The 17,545-nt window shown below is 67.2% G+C and carries 16 protein-coding genes; 8 read left to right on the top strand and 8 right to left on the bottom strand.

Annotation, left to right across the window (positions count from 1 at the left end):
• Nucleotides 1-273: 273 nt before the first annotated feature.
• The 3 genes from AC3WQR_RS01075 to AC3WQR_RS01065 form a co-directional block, all read right to left on the bottom strand.
• Complete coding sequence (locus AC3WQR_RS01075) at nt 274-1,236, bottom strand: homocysteine S-methyltransferase family protein (protein ID WP_447745468.1); 963 nt, start codon at nt 1,234-1,236, stop codon at nt 274-276.
• A gap of 192 nt (nt 1,237-1,428) precedes the next feature.
• On the bottom strand, nt 1,429-1,548 hold the full coding sequence (locus AC3WQR_RS01070) for a LuxR C-terminal-related transcriptional regulator (RefSeq protein WP_235926458.1): 120 nt from the start codon (nt 1,546-1,548) through the stop codon (nt 1,429-1,431).
• A 137-nt stretch (nt 1,549-1,685) separates the two neighbouring features.
• Complete coding sequence (locus AC3WQR_RS01065) at nt 1,686-2,282, bottom strand: TetR/AcrR family transcriptional regulator (RefSeq protein ID WP_447745464.1); 597 nt, start codon at nt 2,280-2,282, stop codon at nt 1,686-1,688.
• A gap of 135 nt (nt 2,283-2,417) precedes the next feature.
• Between AC3WQR_RS01065 and AC3WQR_RS01060 the strand changes: the two genes are divergently transcribed.
• The gene (locus AC3WQR_RS01060) at nt 2,418-3,359 is read left to right on the top strand and encodes a DMT family transporter (protein ID WP_447745461.1); all 942 of its coding nucleotides are present in this window, start codon (nt 2,418-2,420) and stop codon (nt 3,357-3,359) included.
• A 69-nt stretch (nt 3,360-3,428) separates the two neighbouring features.
• Here AC3WQR_RS01060 and AC3WQR_RS01055 read toward each other — a convergent pair whose 3' ends face one another.
• Genes AC3WQR_RS01055 through AC3WQR_RS01040 form a run of 4 tightly spaced genes read right to left on the bottom strand, consistent with a single transcriptional unit; the run spans nt 3,429 to nt 7,348 of the window.
• On the bottom strand, nt 3,429-4,562 hold the full coding sequence (locus AC3WQR_RS01055) for a glycosyltransferase family protein (RefSeq protein ID WP_447745458.1): 1,134 nt from the start codon (nt 4,560-4,562) through the stop codon (nt 3,429-3,431).
• Nucleotides 4,563-4,570: 8 nt separating this feature from the next.
• Complete coding sequence (locus AC3WQR_RS01050; RefSeq protein WP_447745455.1) at nt 4,571-5,332, bottom strand: hypothetical protein; 762 nt, start codon at nt 5,330-5,332, stop codon at nt 4,571-4,573.
• Entirely contained in the window at nt 5,322-6,320 is a 999-nt protein-coding gene (locus tag AC3WQR_RS01045) for a hypothetical protein (protein WP_447745453.1), read from the bottom strand. Before AC3WQR_RS01045 ends, AC3WQR_RS01050 begins: the two co-directional genes overlap by 11 nt.
• A complete protein-coding gene (locus AC3WQR_RS01040) occupies nt 6,317-7,348 on the bottom strand; it encodes a glycosyltransferase family 2 protein (protein WP_492740938.1) in 1,032 nt (343 codons plus the stop codon). The genes AC3WQR_RS01045 and AC3WQR_RS01040 overlap by 4 nt, the downstream gene beginning before the upstream one ends.
• A gap of 96 nt (nt 7,349-7,444) precedes the next feature.
• Here AC3WQR_RS01040 and AC3WQR_RS01035 point away from each other — a divergent pair, with 96 nt between their 5' ends.
• The gene (locus AC3WQR_RS01035) at nt 7,445-8,785 is read left to right on the top strand and encodes a UDP-glucose dehydrogenase family protein (protein WP_447745448.1); all 1,341 of its coding nucleotides are present in this window, start codon (nt 7,445-7,447) and stop codon (nt 8,783-8,785) included.
• Nucleotides 8,786-8,848: 63 nt separating this feature from the next.
• The gene (locus tag AC3WQR_RS01030; protein WP_447745445.1) at nt 8,849-9,871 is read left to right on the top strand and encodes a leucine-rich repeat domain-containing protein; all 1,023 of its coding nucleotides are present in this window, start codon (nt 8,849-8,851) and stop codon (nt 9,869-9,871) included.
• A 134-nt stretch (nt 9,872-10,005) separates the two neighbouring features.
• Here the strand turns inward: AC3WQR_RS01030 and AC3WQR_RS01025 are convergent, their stop codons facing one another.
• The gene (locus tag AC3WQR_RS01025; protein WP_492740937.1) at nt 10,006-10,656 is read right to left on the bottom strand and encodes a TetR/AcrR family transcriptional regulator; all 651 of its coding nucleotides are present in this window, start codon (nt 10,654-10,656) and stop codon (nt 10,006-10,008) included.
• Nucleotides 10,657-10,890: 234 nt separating this feature from the next.
• Here AC3WQR_RS01025 and AC3WQR_RS01020 point away from each other — a divergent pair, with 234 nt between their 5' ends.
• The 5 genes from AC3WQR_RS01020 (at nt 10,891) to AC3WQR_RS01000 (ending at nt 17,504) form a co-directional block, all read left to right on the top strand.
• The gene (locus tag AC3WQR_RS01020) at nt 10,891-12,654 is read left to right on the top strand and encodes an acyl-CoA dehydrogenase family protein (RefSeq protein WP_447745440.1); all 1,764 of its coding nucleotides are present in this window, start codon (nt 10,891-10,893) and stop codon (nt 12,652-12,654) included.
• 102 nt (nt 12,655-12,756) lie between these two features.
• Nucleotides 12,757-14,322 (top strand): class I adenylate-forming enzyme family protein, encoded by a 1,566-nt coding sequence (locus tag AC3WQR_RS01015; protein WP_492740936.1) that lies wholly within the window; start codon nt 12,757-12,759, stop codon nt 14,320-14,322.
• Complete coding sequence (locus AC3WQR_RS01010; protein WP_062471949.1) at nt 14,319-15,080, top strand: SDR family NAD(P)-dependent oxidoreductase; 762 nt, start codon at nt 14,319-14,321, stop codon at nt 15,078-15,080. The genes AC3WQR_RS01015 and AC3WQR_RS01010 overlap by 4 nt, the downstream gene beginning before the upstream one ends.
• Before the next feature lie 65 nt (nt 15,081-15,145).
• Nucleotides 15,146-16,354: a branched-chain amino acid ABC transporter substrate-binding protein gene (locus AC3WQR_RS01005; protein WP_447748781.1), complete on the top strand. Its 1,209-nt coding sequence runs from the start codon at nt 15,146-15,148 to the stop codon at nt 16,352-16,354.
• 34 nt (nt 16,355-16,388) lie between these two features.
• Nucleotides 16,389-17,504 (top strand): DUF3800 domain-containing protein, encoded by a 1,116-nt coding sequence (locus tag AC3WQR_RS01000; protein ID WP_447745434.1) that lies wholly within the window; start codon nt 16,389-16,391, stop codon nt 17,502-17,504.
• Nucleotides 17,505-17,545 lie beyond the last annotated feature (41 nt).

Below are 17,545 nucleotides of genomic sequence, written 5' to 3'. Positions count from 1 at the left end.
GCGACGGTGCGAAGTACGGCGGTCGGACACTTGGCGGCGTCACAGGTCAGGCCCACTATCTCTGGACAAACTGGACATGCACCGCAAGAGCTGCGCGGACGTAGCTGTGCACACGGCCCCCGGCGTCAAGAGAGCGCTGAGCCCGCGCCTACGTTGATTTCACGAGGCTTGATGCATCGGCGCGTGGCGCGACCGGCCGACGATCCGGATCGGAGACGCAAGGGCCGTCTGAATCGCCGGATGGGCGGGCGGGTGCAAACCCTGGGTGAACGGCTAGACCACGCCCCGGAACAAGGGCAGACAGGCCATTGCAAGCTGTTTGACGTGGCGGTCGTCGGTGCCGCAGCAACCGCCCATGACATTGAGGCGTTTCAACCGGTGCATCTTGAGCGCGGCATAGGCCTGCCCCAACTCCACCGGGTCGCCCGCATCCAGTTCGGGCGCTTCGTTCAACTCGGCATGGCTCATCCTGGAGGCATTCGCGCGCAGACCGCGAATCCGCTCGGCCCACGGCGCGTCGCCATGCACCACCTGCTGGAAGTGGCTGGGGTGGGCGCAGTTGATCATGAAGTAGGCCGGATAACCCGCGGTGGCGCCGTCCACCTGCTGGATGGCATCCGCCAGGGACTGCCCCGTCGGCAGCCTGCCATCGGTCTCCACCGTGAAGGAAATGACGACGGGCATGTTCGCCTGCTTTGCGGCCAGCGCGATCCCCGACGCCTCTTCGACGTAGTTCATGGTGATGGCGGTCACCAGGTCGGCTGCGGTGCCGGCGAAGGTCTCGACCTGCGCACGATGGTAGTCCTGCGCTTCGCGCACCGACATGGCACGGTCCGGGACATAGCCGTCGCCGCGAGGTCCAAGGCATCCGCTGATGACGATCGGCGTCCGGCGGGTCTGGTAGGCATCGCGGATGTCCTCCAGCAGACCCACCAGCTGCCGGTCGACCGCCGCGAGCTCCTCGGGGCCGTAGCCCAGCCTGTTCCCCCAGTCTGGATTGGACCGCCAGGTTGCGGTTTCCAGAATCAGCCCGACGTCGAAGCTTCTGGCCAGCGCCGCGTAGGTCCGGAAATACTTCCGCAGCACTCTTTCGCCTTCCGGCGTCCGGAGCAGGTGAAAGGCGGCAAAGTCGGGAAGTTCCTGTCCCTCCAGAAAGATCAGGGTGGTCTCGATGCCGCCGTCGGTCATGAAGAAATCATCGCCGAGCTGCGGCAATGCGCTCCTGTAGGTTGCCATCGCTGACTCCTCTCATTCGGGTGTCCGAATGGCCGCAGCCGCCAAGGCGCCGGGCCCGCGAAGCGGATGATGACAGTGAGCGCCTCGCGGGCCAAGTGCATGGCCGGCGGCGCGCCTTCCTCCCCCTTCAGGCTTCGGCTGTCGAGCAACTGCCGGTGGCGGTCACTCGAAGCCTGACGGAGGGGCTGGAGTTCACGGAGTGATCTCTCCGGATCGGATGGCCATGCGTACAGCTCCGGCTGTCGTCGTGACCCCCAAACGTCGGCGGACGCGCCGCAGGTGATTCTCGATGTTGCGTTCGGAAAGGCCCATGCTGGATGCCGGCTTCCGCCTGCGGCTTTCCGGCAGCCATCCAGCGCATGACCGTTTGTTCGCGCGGAGTCAGGCGATGCTCGAACCGCTGAGCCTTTCCGGTCGACGCCTGCACCCGGCGGCTCCGTGCAACGGCGTCAGCTCGTTCGGCGCTTCACATTCGGAACCAAGGCCTTGATCACCGCGTCGGCCATCCGATGCAGAGAAGGCGCATTCTGATAAACGCGCTCCATCACTGCCAGGCCTCGGGTGAATGTGATGACAACCTGCGCGGTTTCCTTGGGGGACAGCGAAAGCTGTGTCGACATGTCTCCCTTCGACATGGCGGCTGACACGACGACCTGGAGTTCATCGAGCAACTGACGCAGCCGCTCCTGGATGCGCGGCCCTGCACCATCGACCTCCGTTGCCGTCTTCGTGGTGAGACAGCCCCGAGGCGGAACGCCCTGCGTCATGTTGGCGATCGCGACCTTGAAGAAGGCGCGCAACGCCGCCTCTGCGCGCGGTTTGTCGAGGGCTGTGCGCGCGTTGTCCAGAAACCTGGTGGCGTACGCCTCGAAGGCCAGCAAGAACAGCTCCTCCTTGCCGCCATAGGCGTGATAGAGCGAACCACGCTGCACATCGGCGGCCTCTGCCAGATCGGCCATGGACGTGGCCCGCCAGCCTTTTTGCCAGAACACGTCCAGCACCGCGTCCAACACCTTGGCCTCATCGAACTGCCTGACTCCTGCCATGAGAAATCCTCGCGCTTTCTATTTTTGACAATGATGTCAAACTTGACAATACTGTCAATGATAGTCCGTCCGCCACGCAGGCGATGCCCGCGACGCCAAGCAAGACACTCGCATCGCTTTGAAGGAACCCACTCGATGACTCGGCTTTCTGCCTCACCGCCAGTTTCCCAACTCGGCATCGATCGTCGATGGGTGGGTGTGCTGTTCGGACTCGCTTCGGCCCTGATCTGGGGCGCCTTTCCGGTCGTGACTCGCTTCGGGCTGACTCACACGGCATTGGACGTCTACGACATCACATGCATCCGGTACACGGTCTCGGGCGTGATGCTGTTGCCGTTTCTCGTACGACGAGGCCTCATGGGGCTGCGCTGGACCGCCATCGCGCTCATGACCGCCGGCATTGGCGCGCCCTACATGCTGGTGGTCGCCTTCGGCCTCGGCATGGCGCCGGTGGAGCAGTTCGCCGTGGTCACGCCTGGCAGCATGATCCTGTTCTCGGCGCTCATCAGTGCCTGGGGACTCGGCGCCAGGCTCTCGCGCAGGGAGACGGCGGGCATTGCGCTGATCATCCTCGGGGTCGCGTTGGTCGGCTTCCACAACTTCAGCGCCGTCCGCTCCTCGCCGTGGGCCTACCTGATCTTCCTGCTGGGCGGGCTGCTGTGGGCCATCTACACGGTCTCGTCCAAGCAGTTCTCTGCATCGGCGCTGCACGCCACCGCCATCGTTTCGGTGTTCTCGATGATCATCTACCTGCCCGCCTACCTCGCGACGCGCGGGCTGCACCTGTTGCAAGCGCCGCTGGGCGACATCGGTGTGCAGGCGTTCTATCAGGGGGTCATGGTCTCCACGGTGGCCTTGTTCTTTTTCAGCAAGTCGGTGCAGATTCTTGGTGCAGCTGTCGGTGCCACGTTCGCTGCACTCGTTCCCGGCGCAGCGACGCTGCTCGCCCTGCTGGTCCTTGACGAGCGACCCAGCGCCACAGCCATTGCCGGGCTGGTCATCGTCACAGGCGGCATGACTGCGATGCTGATACAGCAACGTCGATCCTCGTCCCCCGTTGAATCCAGAGGAACTTGAGTCCCTGAACCCGGCAACTTCCGTCGAGAAGTTTCTGCATCGAAGGGCGCAGCTGCCTCCGTGCTTCATTCATCGAACAGACGGCGCAGCCGCGAGGCCGTGGAGCAGCACCGTCCAGTGCTGCAGTCGGGCCATGGCGGCCTCGCGGCCTCTCTGCGCCGCTTGTGGACCGCTACCGTCGTCGGCCAGCGCGATCAGTTCGTGGGCAGCCGTCGTCACGGCCCGCGCGAAGTCCTCAGTGTGGCCTCGCCACACCACGATGCGATGGTGCAGGCCCATTTGCGCGGCGCGCTGCGCATTGATCGCCTGCTCGGGCTGGTCGGTCAGGAGCAGCAGGATCGGCTTGCGGTACACCGCCGCGACCGACAGCGCCGCCATGCCGGGCGCGGAGACGATGAAGGCGCTGCGTGCGGCCCGCTCGATCCAGTGCTCGTCCTGCGCGTGCCAGCCCGCGCGCTGCGCATAGCCTTCGCCGACGAGGTGCGCCGGCGCGCGGGCATCGGCCAGCCCGCGTTCCAGGCCATCGGCCAGTGCGGCTTCCTTGAAATGCGGGTTGAGGTACACGGCGGCCTGCGGTGCGAGGTCGTCGTGCGCTTCCGTGTCGACGCCCACTACGGCCACCGGCGTGGCGAGCCGGTGGCCGCCGCGTCCGTCGGGCTGCGGCTCGCCGTAGGCGAAATCGTGCGCGACGCGCGCGCGGCTGCGGTCGATCTGCCACGCGACGATACGGCCGAAGATGTTCGCTATCCACGCCGGCATGCGCCCGCTGAAGTTGGTCTGCAGCGCATGCCGCAGGCTCGCGCCGTACACATGCACCACCTTGCGCCGCCAGACCGGCATCCAGCCCATGAACAGCAGCGCGGGGTGGAAGGAATCGTTCACCACCAGGTCCGTATCGCGGAACCACGTGCGCAGCCGAAGGATGTCGCGCAGCATGCGCTCCGGGCGGAACACGTAGTGCGCCACGTTGCGGTCGGTTTCGCGGCGCAGCATGTTCTGCTCGCGGTCGAACTGCACCGCGTAATGGCGCGAGAGCACCGGCGCCTCGATGCCGAAGCCGGCAAGAAAACGCGCGCCTTCATCGGAGGTGGTGAGCACCTGCACGTTCGCGCCCGCAGCGCGCAGCGAATGGGTGAGCAGCTGCGCGCGCATCAGGTGGCCGCGCGCGTCCGCAGTCGCGAGGTAGACGATGCGCGGCGGCATCGACGGACTCAGGCCGCCACCGGCCGCGCACGGCCGGGGCGCAGGCGCAAGGCCACGCCCGCGAGGTACATGCCCAGCGCGCCGGTGATGCCGAAGCCGCGCTCGGTGTCGCGCACCTCGCGCATCAGCTGTGCGAGCCTTGCTTCTTCGTGCGACGCCACGCAGCGCTGCAGCGTGTGACTGCACAGGCGGATGTGGCGGTCTTCGTCGGCCAGCACGCGTGTGAGCAACGGGTGCAGCGCGTGCCGCGGGCAGATCAGCGCGCAGTGGCGCTGCAGGATGCGCGAGGCCATCTGCTCGGCGGCGAGGCCGATCGCATACGCCGGCACGAGGCCACCGTGCGCGAAGTACGGTGCATGGCGCTGGATGAGGCGCTGCCAGCGCGCGAGCTTGCGCTGGCTCAGCCAGTCGGGCTTCGGCGCCGCTTCCGGCGATGCAGCTGCCTGCGCCGCGCCGCCGCGCGCGACGATGGCGTCGGCGAAGAGCCGCGCATGCAGTTGCTCGTCGGCCAGGTGCTGGTCGAGCTGGCGTGTGAGCCACTCGGGCGCGTTGGTGCGCAGCTCGCGCTGCAGCGCCTGCTCGGACGATTCCTCGCCGATCAGATACAGGCGCAGCAACATCACTTCGCCGGCGCGGCTCGCATGCATCTGGCGCAATGCGGCGCGTTTGATGTGGTGCACCAGCCGGGCCTGCAGCGCCGGCCAGCCACGCAGTTGCGGCGGCGAGAGGCAGTCGAATGCCGCGTTCGCCGGGGCGGTGTCAGCGTCCATCGGTTTTTTTGGCCACCGGGGTCTGCGGCTGCAGTTGCTGCCAACCGAGCACGAGGCCGATGAAGCTGCCTTGGAGGAAGGCGCGCGCCGATGCATCGGCACCGGCGAACTCGCGCTGCTGGCCGTCGTAGCGCACGTAGCCCTTGCCGCCCGCGGCACCGAGCACCAGCTTCTCGTTCTTGTGGAAGCCACGCTGCATCAGCGGCAGCAGCAGCGACTGCGACTCGAGGCCATAGAGGAACAGGTCGCGCTGCACCACCTGGCGCGGAATCTGCCCGCTCAACGCCTGCAACTCGAGCGACCAATCGCCTTGCCGCATCGCCTCGGACAGCTCGCTGCCCTTGGCCCCCGACGCGTGGAAATGCGCACGTGCCACCGACTTGGAGGCGCGGCTCAACCCCAGGCCGACGGTGATGTCCGCATCAGCGGCACCGCCTTTGCGGTTGTCCCGCACCTGCACGAATTCGTTGGCGAGCCGCGCGGCGATCGAAGGCCTGGAGAGTGTCTCGGCGATCTGCGCCGGCGTGAGCACCACGCGCTCGGCGCCGCCTTCGATCACCACGACCTGGTACGGGTCGATGCGGATGTCGCTGAACTCGCCACCGACGGGCGAGTGCGCATGGCTGCTCACCGACCACTCGTTGCCTGAGCGGCTCAGCAACGCATGGAAGGTCAGCGGCACGCGCTGGCCACTGTGGCGCGACTGGCCGGAGCCTTGCAGCAGCACGTCGCCCACGATGGTCTTGCGGCCGTAGCTGCGCGGGTTCGCAAAGCGCAGGGTGTGCGCCGTGCTGTCGAGTGCGGCGCGCGTGTCGGCGTCGTCGAGGGCGAGGCGGTTGCACTCGTTGGCGGGGCCCGCGAGCGCGGAGAAGGGGCAGCCGCTGTCGGACTTGAAGTTGAAGACGCCGCGCCCGGTGAAGTCGGCGGCGCCTGCCGTGGCGCATGCGCCGGCCAGCACGAGAAGGCTGAAGATGTTTTTCTTGTTCATGTCGGGCGATGGTAGGACAGCGCCTGCGCATCCGCGTTCGTGCGGCCCGTCGTGTGCAGGCCGATGCCGCGCGCGAGGGCGCCCAGCATGTCGATGGCCGAGAAGCCCACGATCAGCGCCACGCCCGCGAGCCAGCGCAGGCCGCGCAGGGGAGGCAGGTCCTGGTGGTTGAGCGCGCGCACGCTGAAACCCAGCCGCGTGAACAGCACGCACAGCGGCCCGATCGGCCCGCTCTTCGCGAGCCACTGCCAGCGCGCCGAAACGTAGCTGCGCAGCAGGTGCGGCGTGAGCGAATACGTGTCCTGCCCGCGCATCCAGCGCAGCTTGAGCGCCTCGGCGCGCGTGTCGGGCAGGCGGTGCTCGGAGTGGGCCGCGGCCGCGTAGTGGATGGGAACGTTCGCCGCCTTCAGCCGCATGCCGAGCACCTGGCAGTGCGCGCGGTAGACGCCGTCGAGCGCCTGGTAGCTGTGCTGCTCGAACACGTCGCGGCGAAAGGCCACGTTGTTCGCGTAGAAGTTGCTCGTCGCGCCCGCGTGGTCGGCGTTGGGAAAGTACATGAAGTCGATGGTCGTGAGCGCGGTGCCCACGATGCTGGCCGCGTAGCTCGTGCGACCGGCCACCACCGCGGGCGCATCGGCGCCGCGCGTGAAGGGCGTGAGCATCTGCAGAAGCCAGTCGTCGTCGGGCAGGCAATCGGCATCGGCGAACACCACGTGGTCGCAGCGCGTCGCATCGGTGGCCGCGAAGCCGACGTTCTTGGCGTCGTAGTAGCCGGTGGCGGCGTCGATGCGAACGAAGTCGATGGGGCGGCCCGCCAGCGCCGTGACGGCCTCGCACGATGCGGCGCTCAGGCCGTCGTGCGTGATGACCACCTGGGCCAGGGCCGTGAGCGGCAGCTTCTGTTTGGCCAACAGGGCGATCAGCCGCTGCAGGCTGGTGCTTGCGGCGGCTTCGGCATCCGCTCCGCCGCGCAGGTTGTTGGTCTCCAGGACCAGCGCGCAACGCGCGGCAACGTGATCGGGCATCATCGAATTTTCTTGTCGGGACATTGTTTTGAAGGCTTGCATCCTGCTTTTATCTCACAACCGCCGCCGCGGCCAGTGCCTTGGGGAAGGGCGCTGCGCATGAAGCTCGCCATCTTCGGCGCCGGTTATGTGGGCCTCAGCTTCGCTGCCTGCATGGCCGAAGCGGGGCATGAGGTGCTGTGCGCGGATGCCGATGCCGGCCGCATCGAGGGGCTGCAGCAGGGCCGAATGCCGCTGCACGAGCCGGGGCTGGAGGCGCTGGTGTCACAAGGCCTTGCGGCAGGGCGGTTGCGCTTCACGGCCGACGAGCGCGCGGCGAGCCTGCATGGCGACGCGCTCTTCATCGTGGTCAACACGCCGGCCGATGCGCAAGGCGATGTCGACCTGCGGCATGTGATGGCCGTGGCCCGCAGCATCGGCCAGCACCGGGACTGCGACGCCGTGGTCGTCTGCAAGTCCACCGCGCCGGTCGGTACCGCGGAGCAGGTCGAGGCCGTGCTGCGCGCGGCGCTTTCGCAGCGCGGTGCGGCACATCGGGTCGCGGTGGCCGTGAACCCCGAATTCCTGCGCGAGGGCTCGGCCGTGCGCGATTGCCGCCAGCCCGACCGCGTGGTGATCGGTGCGACGGACCCCGCGGCCATCGACCTGCTGACACGGCTCTACGAACCCTTCGTGCGCGATCCCGCGAAGCAGCTGCTGGTGATGGACCGGCGCTCCGCCGAGCTCACCAAGTACGCCGCCAACGCGATGCTCGCGACCCGCATCAGCTTCATGAACGAGATGGCGCGCGTGGCCGAGCATGCGGGCGCCGACATCGAGATGGTTCGCCGCGGCATCGGTTCGGACCGGCGCATCGGCCCCGACTTCCTGCAAGCGGGCGCGGGCTATGGCGGCTCGTGCCTGGCGAAGGACGTGCGGGCGCTGCGGCATGCGGCCGATCGCGAAGGGCAGCCGCTGCGCCTCCTCGCGGCCGTCGAGGCCGCGAACCATGAGCAGAAGGGGCGCCTCTTCGACCTGATGACGCATCACTTCGAGGGCCGCATCGCGAACAAGACCATCGCGCTCTGGGGCCTGGCCTTCAAGCCCGACACCGACGACATGCGCGATGCGCCGAGCCTCGTGCTGCTGGAGCGCTTGTGGGCGGCGGGCGCGCACGTGCAGGTGCACGACCCGGCGGCGATGCCGAATGCACGCGCCATCGTCGGCGAGCGCGCCGATGTGCGCTGGTGCGACACGCCCGAAGACGCCTTGCAGGGCGCCGACGTGCTGGCGCTCGTGACCGAATGGCCCGTGTTCCGCCGCCCCGACCTGGCGCGCATCGCCAGCACCTTGAAGGTGCCCGCGATCTTCGACGGCCGCAACCTCTACGACGCCGCCGAAGTCGAAGCCGCCGGCATCGCGTACTACGGCATCGGGCGCGGCCGGTCAGTGCGGCGCTGAATCGTCGTCGGCAGCGCATGCCGGTCACTCGCCGGCTCTTGATTCATTGAAAACGTCAACCCCATGTCGGAACGCATCGAACTGAAGCTTGATTGGACAAGAGAACAGGTCCGGCAACTGGCCGCAAACGGCGAGGTGTCCATCCTGCAGTTTTCCGCCGCACAGGAGGTGCCGCCTTCGCTGCTGGAAATCCTGAACGAAGATCTCTTCAGGCATCGGCCGGACATCACATGGCGGATGTATGGAAGCTACGCGCGCGTGTGCGATCTCTCTTGCCTGAGGCTCATGCCCCATCTCGAAAGGTTGAGCCTTGACTGCCTCACTCGGGTCAGCAACACGCATGCCGTAGAGGCCTTGCCGAAGTTGAAGGAGTTCGTCTTTGATGTGTACGAAGCAGATTCACTGGGTGTGTTGAACGCAGTGCCCACAGACCTGCAAAGACTCAGAATCGGCAAGACGAAAACGAAGAAGACCGATCTTTTCGGGCTGGAGCGCTTTTCCCATCTGAGACAACTCGTGGTTGCCGGCCACACGCGTGGCCTCGAGGTGATTGGAAAGCTGTCGACCTTGAATGAGGTGTCCCTCATGGGGATGCCGCTGTCGAACCTGGCCTTTCTACGGCATCTGCCCCACCTGCATACGCTTCAACTGGGATTCGGAAGCGCGCAGAACCTGGACACGCTTGCGGGCCTGAGCGCTTTGAGACACCTGGCACTGCTGCGGATCAAGGATTTGTCGGACCTGTCGGTCGTCAGCCAACTGGAGACGCTGCAAAGGTTGACCGCACAAGATCAACCACACCTTGCCAGCTTGCCCTCGTTGGCTGCGCTCGAGGATCTGGCGCTGATCGTCCTCAACAACGTGGGGCTGAAGGACCTGAGGTGGGTGGCCTCTGCACCGGCGCTCGAAAGCCTGGCCATGTTTCAGATGCCAACGCTGGTGCACGGTGACATCCAGAGTCTCCTGCGTCAGCCCGGCCCCCTGAGGCGCCTGATGGTGGGGTTGAAAAGCGCCCGCGAGCACAAGCTCGCGCGACAGGCGATCGAGGAATCAGGCCTGTGGGACGATGGCGGATGGTGGCGGTGATATCGCGACCCTTGGTGTGGTCGTCGCATTGAACTGCGAGGTGACGTCTGTACTCATCAATTCGGAGACCGCCTGCATGAGCATGGCCGCACTGACCGGCTTGGGCAGCCCCACTCGCATATTCGGGCCAGCGATCATTCTTGGCGCGCGTTGCTTTGGCGCACGGCTTGCAGGTACCCGTCCAATGCAAGCAGGACCTCCTGAACCATGACGTCCGCGCTCGGCAACACCGCGCTCACCAGCAGCGTCTGCTTCACCAACGCATCGACGACGGTGTAGGCACCGAAGGCGACGCGCGCATCGTGCAGCCCTTCGGGCCAGTCCACCGCGCTCGTCAGTGCCTTGCCAAAGAGGTTGACGTTGTGCTGGTACAGGCGGTTGTAGACGAGCTGCGGCGAGACACGGCGCTCGATGGAGCTCAGCACCCGCCAGCGTCCGCCGCCCTCGAGCATCGTGTGCACCTGGGTCTGCGCCAGCAGGCGCGTGATCTCGCGCAGCGTGCGTTGACCTTCCGCCTGGACGACCTCGTCCACCGCGCTCGACAGCGCCGTCGAGAGCTTGCGCACCCAGGTGCGCACCGTCATGGCCGCGACCGCTTCCTTGCCGGGGAAGTATTGGTAGACGCTGCCGACGCTGACGCCGGCCACGTTGGCAATGTCGCGCATCGACGTCTTTTCGTAGCCCTTTTCCAGCAGCAGGAGCACGAAGGCGTCCTGGATGGCGATGGAGGTCATCCATGCGCGTGACTGGGAGGGCTTGCGTCGGGGTTTGAGGGCGGTCGTCATGGCTGAAAAGCGAACACCGGGACGGCGCACGCAAGGAGGAGGGCCTCGTTGCAGAGGGAAATCAACGCTTCGGGGCGCGTCCCGAAAACTGAACATGCCTGCCCGGTCGATTTCCTAGACTTCTTCCAACCCAAGGCAGCCGGTGGCCGCGAGCCCCGAACCTCACTTCAACCCAAGGCCAACGCGCGCACTCGTCATTCTTGCATGTCACCTCCTGCGTCCTACAAAGCACCCTTGCGCGAACTGCGCTTCGTCCTGAACGATCTGCTCGGCATCGATGATGAACTGAAGGCGCTTCGCCTGCCCGGCGCCATCGCCCGCGAAGACATCGACGCGCTGATGGAGGACATGGCGGCCTTCGCCGAAGAGGTGCTCGCACCGCTCAATCAGAGCGCGGACCGCGAAGGCTGCACCTGGCGCGATGGCGAAGTCGCCACCCCCGGCGGCTTCAAGGCCGCCTACGACATGTTCCGGGGCAAGGGCTGGGCCGGCCTGGGCGCGGCGATTGAACACGGCGGCCGTGCATGGCCGACGGTGCTTACCCATCTGGTGACGGAGCTGATCGGCTCGGCCAACCATTCCTGGCTGATGTACCACAGCATCTCGCGCGGCGGCTACGAATGCATCCGGGCCAACGGCACGCCCGCGCAGCAGGCGGCGTACCTTCCGCACCTGGCCAGCGGCGCGTGGACCAGCAGCATGTGCATCACCGAGCGCGAGGCCGGCACCGACGTGGGCCTGCTGCGCACGGAGGCCGTTCCGCAGCCGGACGGCAGCTATCGCCTCACCGGCCTCAAGCGCATGGTCACGGCCGCCGAGCACGATCTGGCGGACAACATCGTCCACCTCGTGCTGGCCCGGATCGCGGGCGCGCCCGAGGGCGCGCGGGGGCTTTCGCTGTTCATCGTGCCCCGGCACCTGCCCGGTGCGGCCGAGCGCAACGGCGTGCGCTGCGAAGGGCTCGAGGACAAGATGGGCATCCGCGGCACCCCGACCTGCTGGTTGCGGCTCGACGGTGCGCGCGGCGAACTGCTGAACACCGCCGGCAACGGCCTGGCGGCCATGTTCGTGATGATGAACATCGCCCGCCTGGCCACAGGCATGCAGGGCGTGAACCAGGCCGAGGCGGCCTACCAGCTGGCGCGCGATCACGCCCGCACGCGGCTGCAGGGACGCGGCTTCGGCGGCGCGCGCAGGCTCGAGGCGCAGCCTGCCGCCGATCCGTTGATCGTGCATGCCGATGTGCGCCGCATGTTGCTGATGCAGAAGGCCTGGACGGAAGGTTCGCGCGCGCTGGCCTACTGGCTCGCGTTGCAGGTCGATCGCTCGAAGCACCACCCCGAGCCCCCGGTGCGCCGCGAGGCCGACGAGCTGGTCTCGCTGCTCACGCCGGTGCTCAAGGCTTTCGCCACGGACAACGGCTACGCCAGCACGACCCTGGCACAGCAGGTCATGGGCGGCTGGGGCTACCTGGACGACAGCGGCGTTCACCAGTACCTGCGCGACGTGCGCGTGGGGCAGATCTACGAAGGGGCCAACGGCATCCAGGGCCAGGACCTGCTCGGACGCAAGATCCTCGGCGACGGAGGCGCGAGGCTGCACCGGTTCCTGGACGTGGTGCAACAGGTGCTCGAGAAGAACGAGGCGCACCCGGTGCTGCAGCCGTGGGTGGCGCAGACGCGCACGCTGTGCGTGCGCCTCGATGCGCTGGTCCGGCAGCTGAGCGCGCGGGCGCCATCGCACCCCGACCAAGTCGGCGCGTCCGGCCACAGCTGCCTGCGCATCGTCGGCGTGCTGGCCCTCGCGTGGCAGTGGATCGGCATGGCCTCGATCGCGCAGCCCAGGATCGACGCGCAACAGTCCGATGCTTTCGACGTCGCCAAGGTGGCCACCGCCCGCTTCTATTTCGCGCACCTGTTCCCCGAGGTCGAGCAGCACCTGTTGGTGGCCGCGCAGGACGACGACGCCGTGATGGCGCTGGACGCCGACTTCTTCTGATCCCGCCGCGCAGCCGCTCCCGGCCGCGCCCACAAAAAACACCGGATGCGGCACCCGGCGGCATCGCGCTGCCCGGCCCTGCATCCCACTGGAAAAAACTTCATGAACCTGATCTCGATGTTCGACGAGAGCGCGTCGCGCTGGCCGACGAAGACGCTGCTGCACTGCGGCGACGAGGCGTTCAGCTACGCGCAGATCCAGGCGCTCAGCCGCCGCGCCGCGCAGGTGCTGCGCAACCGGGGCGTGGGGCAGGGCGACCGCGTGGCGCTCATGTGCTTCAACACGCCGTACTTCCTCATCGGCGTGCTGGGTGCACTGCGCCTGGGCGCGGTCATCGTGCCGGTCAACCACAAGCTGCAGAAGCCCGAGGTCGAATTCATCCTGCGCCACAGCGACGCCAGGCTCTGCATCATCGACGTCGCCCTGGGCGCGCTGGCGCAACGCATCGAGACCGAGGCCTGCCTGCTGGGCACCGGCGACGTGGCCGGCGCGGCGGACGTCGGCTTCGATCACTTCGACACGCTGGTGCAGCGCACGGAACCGGGCGAGCTGCCTGCGCTGGTCAGCGACGATGCACTGGCGCAGGTGCTCTACACCTCGGGCACCACCGGCCAGCCCAAGGGATGCCTGCACAGCCATCGCGCGGTCTTCACCACGGCGCTGGTCTGCGCGGCGGCGCTGTCGATGACGCACAACGACCGGATGCTCATCGCGATGCCGATCTGGCATGCGGCGCCGCTCAACAACTGGACCTTCGGGACGCTGCTGATGGGCGGCACGCTGGTCTTCCTGCGCGAGTACGCGCCGCGCGGATTCCTGGAAGCGATAGCGCGGCACCGCGTCACGCTGACCTTCGGCGCGCCCATCGCCTTGCTCGCGCCGCTCGAACTCGCTGACTTCGACAGCCACGACCTGGGCTCGATGCGGCTGTGGATCTACGGCGGCGGTCCGCTGGGCGAGGACATGGCGAAGCGGCTCATGCAACGCTATCGCACGACGCAGTTCATGCAGGTCTACGGCATGACCGAGATGGGCCCGCTGGGCACCGCGCTGTTCCCGGAGGACGCGCTGCGCAAGGCAGGGTCGATCGGCCGCTCCAGCCTGCCGGGCGTGCAGGTGCGCGTGGTTGCCGAAGACGGCAGCGCGACGCCCGCGGGCCAGGTCGGCGAGATCCAGCTGCGCAGCGAAGCCGCCATGCGCGGCTACCTGAACGACGCCGAGGCCACGCGCGCCGCCTACATGCCCGACGGCTGGTACCGAAGCGGCGACCTGGCCCGGGTCGACGAGGACGGCTACTACTACGTGGTGGACCGGCTCAAGGACCTGATCACCACCGGCGGCGAGAACGTGTACTCCAAGGAGGTGGAAGACGCGCTGTCGCCCCATCCCGACGTCGCCGACGTGGCCGTCATCGGCCGCCCGCACCCGGACTGGGGCGAAACCGTGGTGGCGGTCATCGTGCCCCGGCCCGGCCGGCAGCCGAACGCGGAGGCGCTCAAGACCTTCCTGGCCGACAAGCTGGCCCGCTACAAGATTCCGCGCGACTACATCTGCGTCGACACGCTGCCGCGCACGCCGTCGGGCAAGTTGCAAAAGCATCTGCTGCGACAAGACATCGGCGCACCGGCTTCCTCTCTTCTTTCCACTTTCAAGGATATCCACGCATGAACCTGTTCGACCTGAACGGAAAAGTCGCTGTCGTGACCGGTGCCAGCCGCGGCATCGGCCGCGCCACCGCCGAGCACCTGGCGCTGCTCGGGGCCAAAGTCTGTGTCTCCAGCCGGCGGCTCGAGGCTTGCGAGGAAGTGGCCGAAGGCATCCGGGCGCAAGGCGGGCAGGCCTTTGCCTGCCAGGCCAGCATCTCGCAGCCCGAGGAGCTGCGCGCGATGGTGGCGCAGGTGCGCGAGCGCTTCGGCGCCATCGACATCCTGGTCTGCAATGCGGCCACCAACCCGCACTACGGGCCGCTGGCCGAGATCGCGGACGAGATGTTCATGAAGATCGTGCGCAACAACGTGCTGAGCAATCTCTGGCTGGCCAATCTCGTTCGGCCCGACATGCAGGCCAGGGGCAGCGGCGCCATCGTGATCGTCTCGTCCATCGCGGGCCTGCAGGGCTCTTCGACGATCGGCGCCTACGGGTTGTCCAAGGCCGGCGACATGCAACTGGCCCGCGACCTGGCGGTCGAGTGGGGCCCGCAGGGCATTCGCGTCAACTGCATCGCGCCGGGCCTGATCGACACCAAGATGGCCGGCATGCTGCTCGCGGACCCCGAGATCCAGTCGTTCACGCAGAAGAAATTGCCGTTGCGGCGCGTCGGGCAGCCGCAGGAGATCGCCGGCGCCATCGCCTTCCTGGCATCGCCCGCGGCCGCGTTCGTGACCGGCCAGACGCTCGTTGCCGACGGCGGCGCCGTCATCGTCTGAACACCCGCAGATCGACATCCACAAGGAGACTTACCGTGAGCCTGAAGAAAACCATCGCCGCGCCGATGCTGTGCATCGCCCTGGCCGCCAGCGCCCAACCCGTGCAGACCGTGAAGATCGCCACGCTCGACATGCTGTCGGGCCCGATGGCCGGCCTGGGCCAGAACGTGTTGAAGAGCTTCCAGTACGCGGCGCGGGTGGCGAACGAGGAGAAGTGGGCGGGGCCCTACCAGTTCGAGATCGTTCCCTTCGACAACAAGCTCTCGCCGCAGGAGGCCGTGGCGCTGCTCGGCACGGTCGTGGCCAAGGACATCCGCTATGTGGTCCAGGGTGCGAGCTCGTCCAGTGTGGGCATCGCGCTGGGCGAGGCCATCGACAAGCACAACGCCCGCAATCCGGGCAAGGAGATCGTCTTCCTGAACTACGCATCGCAGGCGCCGGTGCTCACGAACGAGAAATGCAGCTACTGGCACTTCCGCACCGACGCCCACTCGGACATGAAGGTCGATGCGCTCACCACCTACCTGGCCGGCCGCAAGGACATCCGCAAGATCCACTTGCTCAATCCCAACTACGCCTACGGGCAGGACACGGCGCGCGCATCGCGCGAGTCGCTCGCGCGCAAGCGCGCGGACATCGAGATCGTGGGCGACGACCTGCACCCGACCGCGCAGGTGAAGGACTTTGCGCCCTACATGGCCAAGATCCGCCAGTCCGGCGCCGACGCGGTGATCACGGCCAGCTCTGGCTCCGACCTGGCGCTCATCGTGCGCGCGGCCAACGACTTCGGGCTCAAGGTCGACTTCTACACCTTCAACGGCAGCAACTACGGCGTGCCCGGCACCATCGGCGCGACGGGCGAGGGCCGCGTCAAGCTGGTCTCGACCTTCAACCCCAACGACCCCGGTGCGAAGAGCTCGGCCGTGCTCGGCAACTTCAAGAAGCAGTTCGGCGAGGACTTCATCAACGGCATGGGCTACAACGCCGTCGTCGCGCTGTCCGGCGCCATCCGCAGCGCGAAGTCGGCCGAGCCGGCTAAGGTGGCCGCCCAGCTCGAGGGCCTGCGCTTCGAGGGCATCAACGGCCCCGTGGTGCTGCGCAAGTCCGACCACCAGGCCCAGCAGGCGATGTTCGTCCAGAGCTGGGAGAAGGTCGACGGCTCGAGCGTCCGCTACGACCAGGAGGGCACCGGGTTCGGCTGGAAGCAGATCGCGAGCGTGGACGCCAAGGCGGCCGAGCAGCCCACGACCTGCCGCATGAAGAGGCCCCTGTGACCGCACGACGGCGCGAGGCGTTCGCCCCGGCACCATGACCACCATCTACATCGACGAAAGCGGCCACAGCGGCGACATGCTCGACAGCGGCATGGGCTACGACTTCAAGCGGCAACCCTACTTTGCATTGGCGGGCGTGGGGCTGCAGGACGAAGAGGAGTGGGATGCACGCCTCCAGGCGTTGCGCGATCGTCATCGCATTCCCTCGGGCGAACCCGGAGCCCGATCGCAGGCATCCAGGCCGGAGTTCTCCGCGGCCGTGATCCACGCCTTGCTCGACCGGCGGGCCCCGCTTTTCGTCGAGCTGGTCGACAAGCGCTACTTCATCTGCAGCTGCATCACGTCGTTCCAGCTGCTGCCGTCCTGCCTGGGCTACCCCGAGTCGATGCGGCTCGACTTCCTCAGGAATGCCGTCTCGGATTTCCTGCACGTCCATGCCGATGCGCATGTGCTGGACAGCTTCGTCGCGTCCTGCCTGACGCCGGAGGCTGGAACACTTCACGCATCGTTTGCCAGCCTGCGCGACCTGGCCACGCACACCGCCGAGGAGGAGGAGGAAGAGGCCGCGGCGCAGGTCGCGAAAGGGTTCGGCCGCATCGTCGAAGCGGCGAACACCGAGTACCACGCGCTGAGTGGGGTCCAGCATCAGCCCTGGCTGGAGTTTCTTCCGCCTCCCGAGCTCAACACGTCGTCGACGCAGGCCTGGACGCTGCCGAACCTGACGTCGTTCATGCGCATCTACGCCCGGATCCACCTCTACTACCGGCACAGCCTGTCCGATGTCCGGCTGGTGCACGACCAGAATTTCGAGGTGCAGCGCATCCTGGGGCAGGGAAAGGCCGCCGCCGAAGGACCGGACCGTGCGATGGAACTGCTGTGCACGCCCCCGTCCGACCACCGTTTCGAGGACGTGGCCGCCCTCGATTTCAGGCAGTCGCACGAAGCGGCCGGCGTGCAGATGGCCGAGGTGGTAGCGGGCGCCACGATGCGCTTCTTTCGTGACCTGCACGCAGGCAGATGCGTGTGCCCCGCGCTGCGCGAGGCCATGATGCGGCTGATCTCTGAAGGGGACGAGCGCACGGGGTACGGCCTCCAGCAGGTGGTGCCGACCCGCCGGGTTCGCATCGGTGCCGAAGAGGCGTGGGCCTGAGCGGACGATCGCGTTTCGTCGACCGCCGACGCGGAACCTTC

It is taken from the genome of Variovorax sp. FW305-3-2-15-B-LB1 (assembly GCF_058787635.1).
Note: the sequence above shows the minus strand (reverse complement) of the source record. Positions and strands in the feature narration are given on the sequence as shown.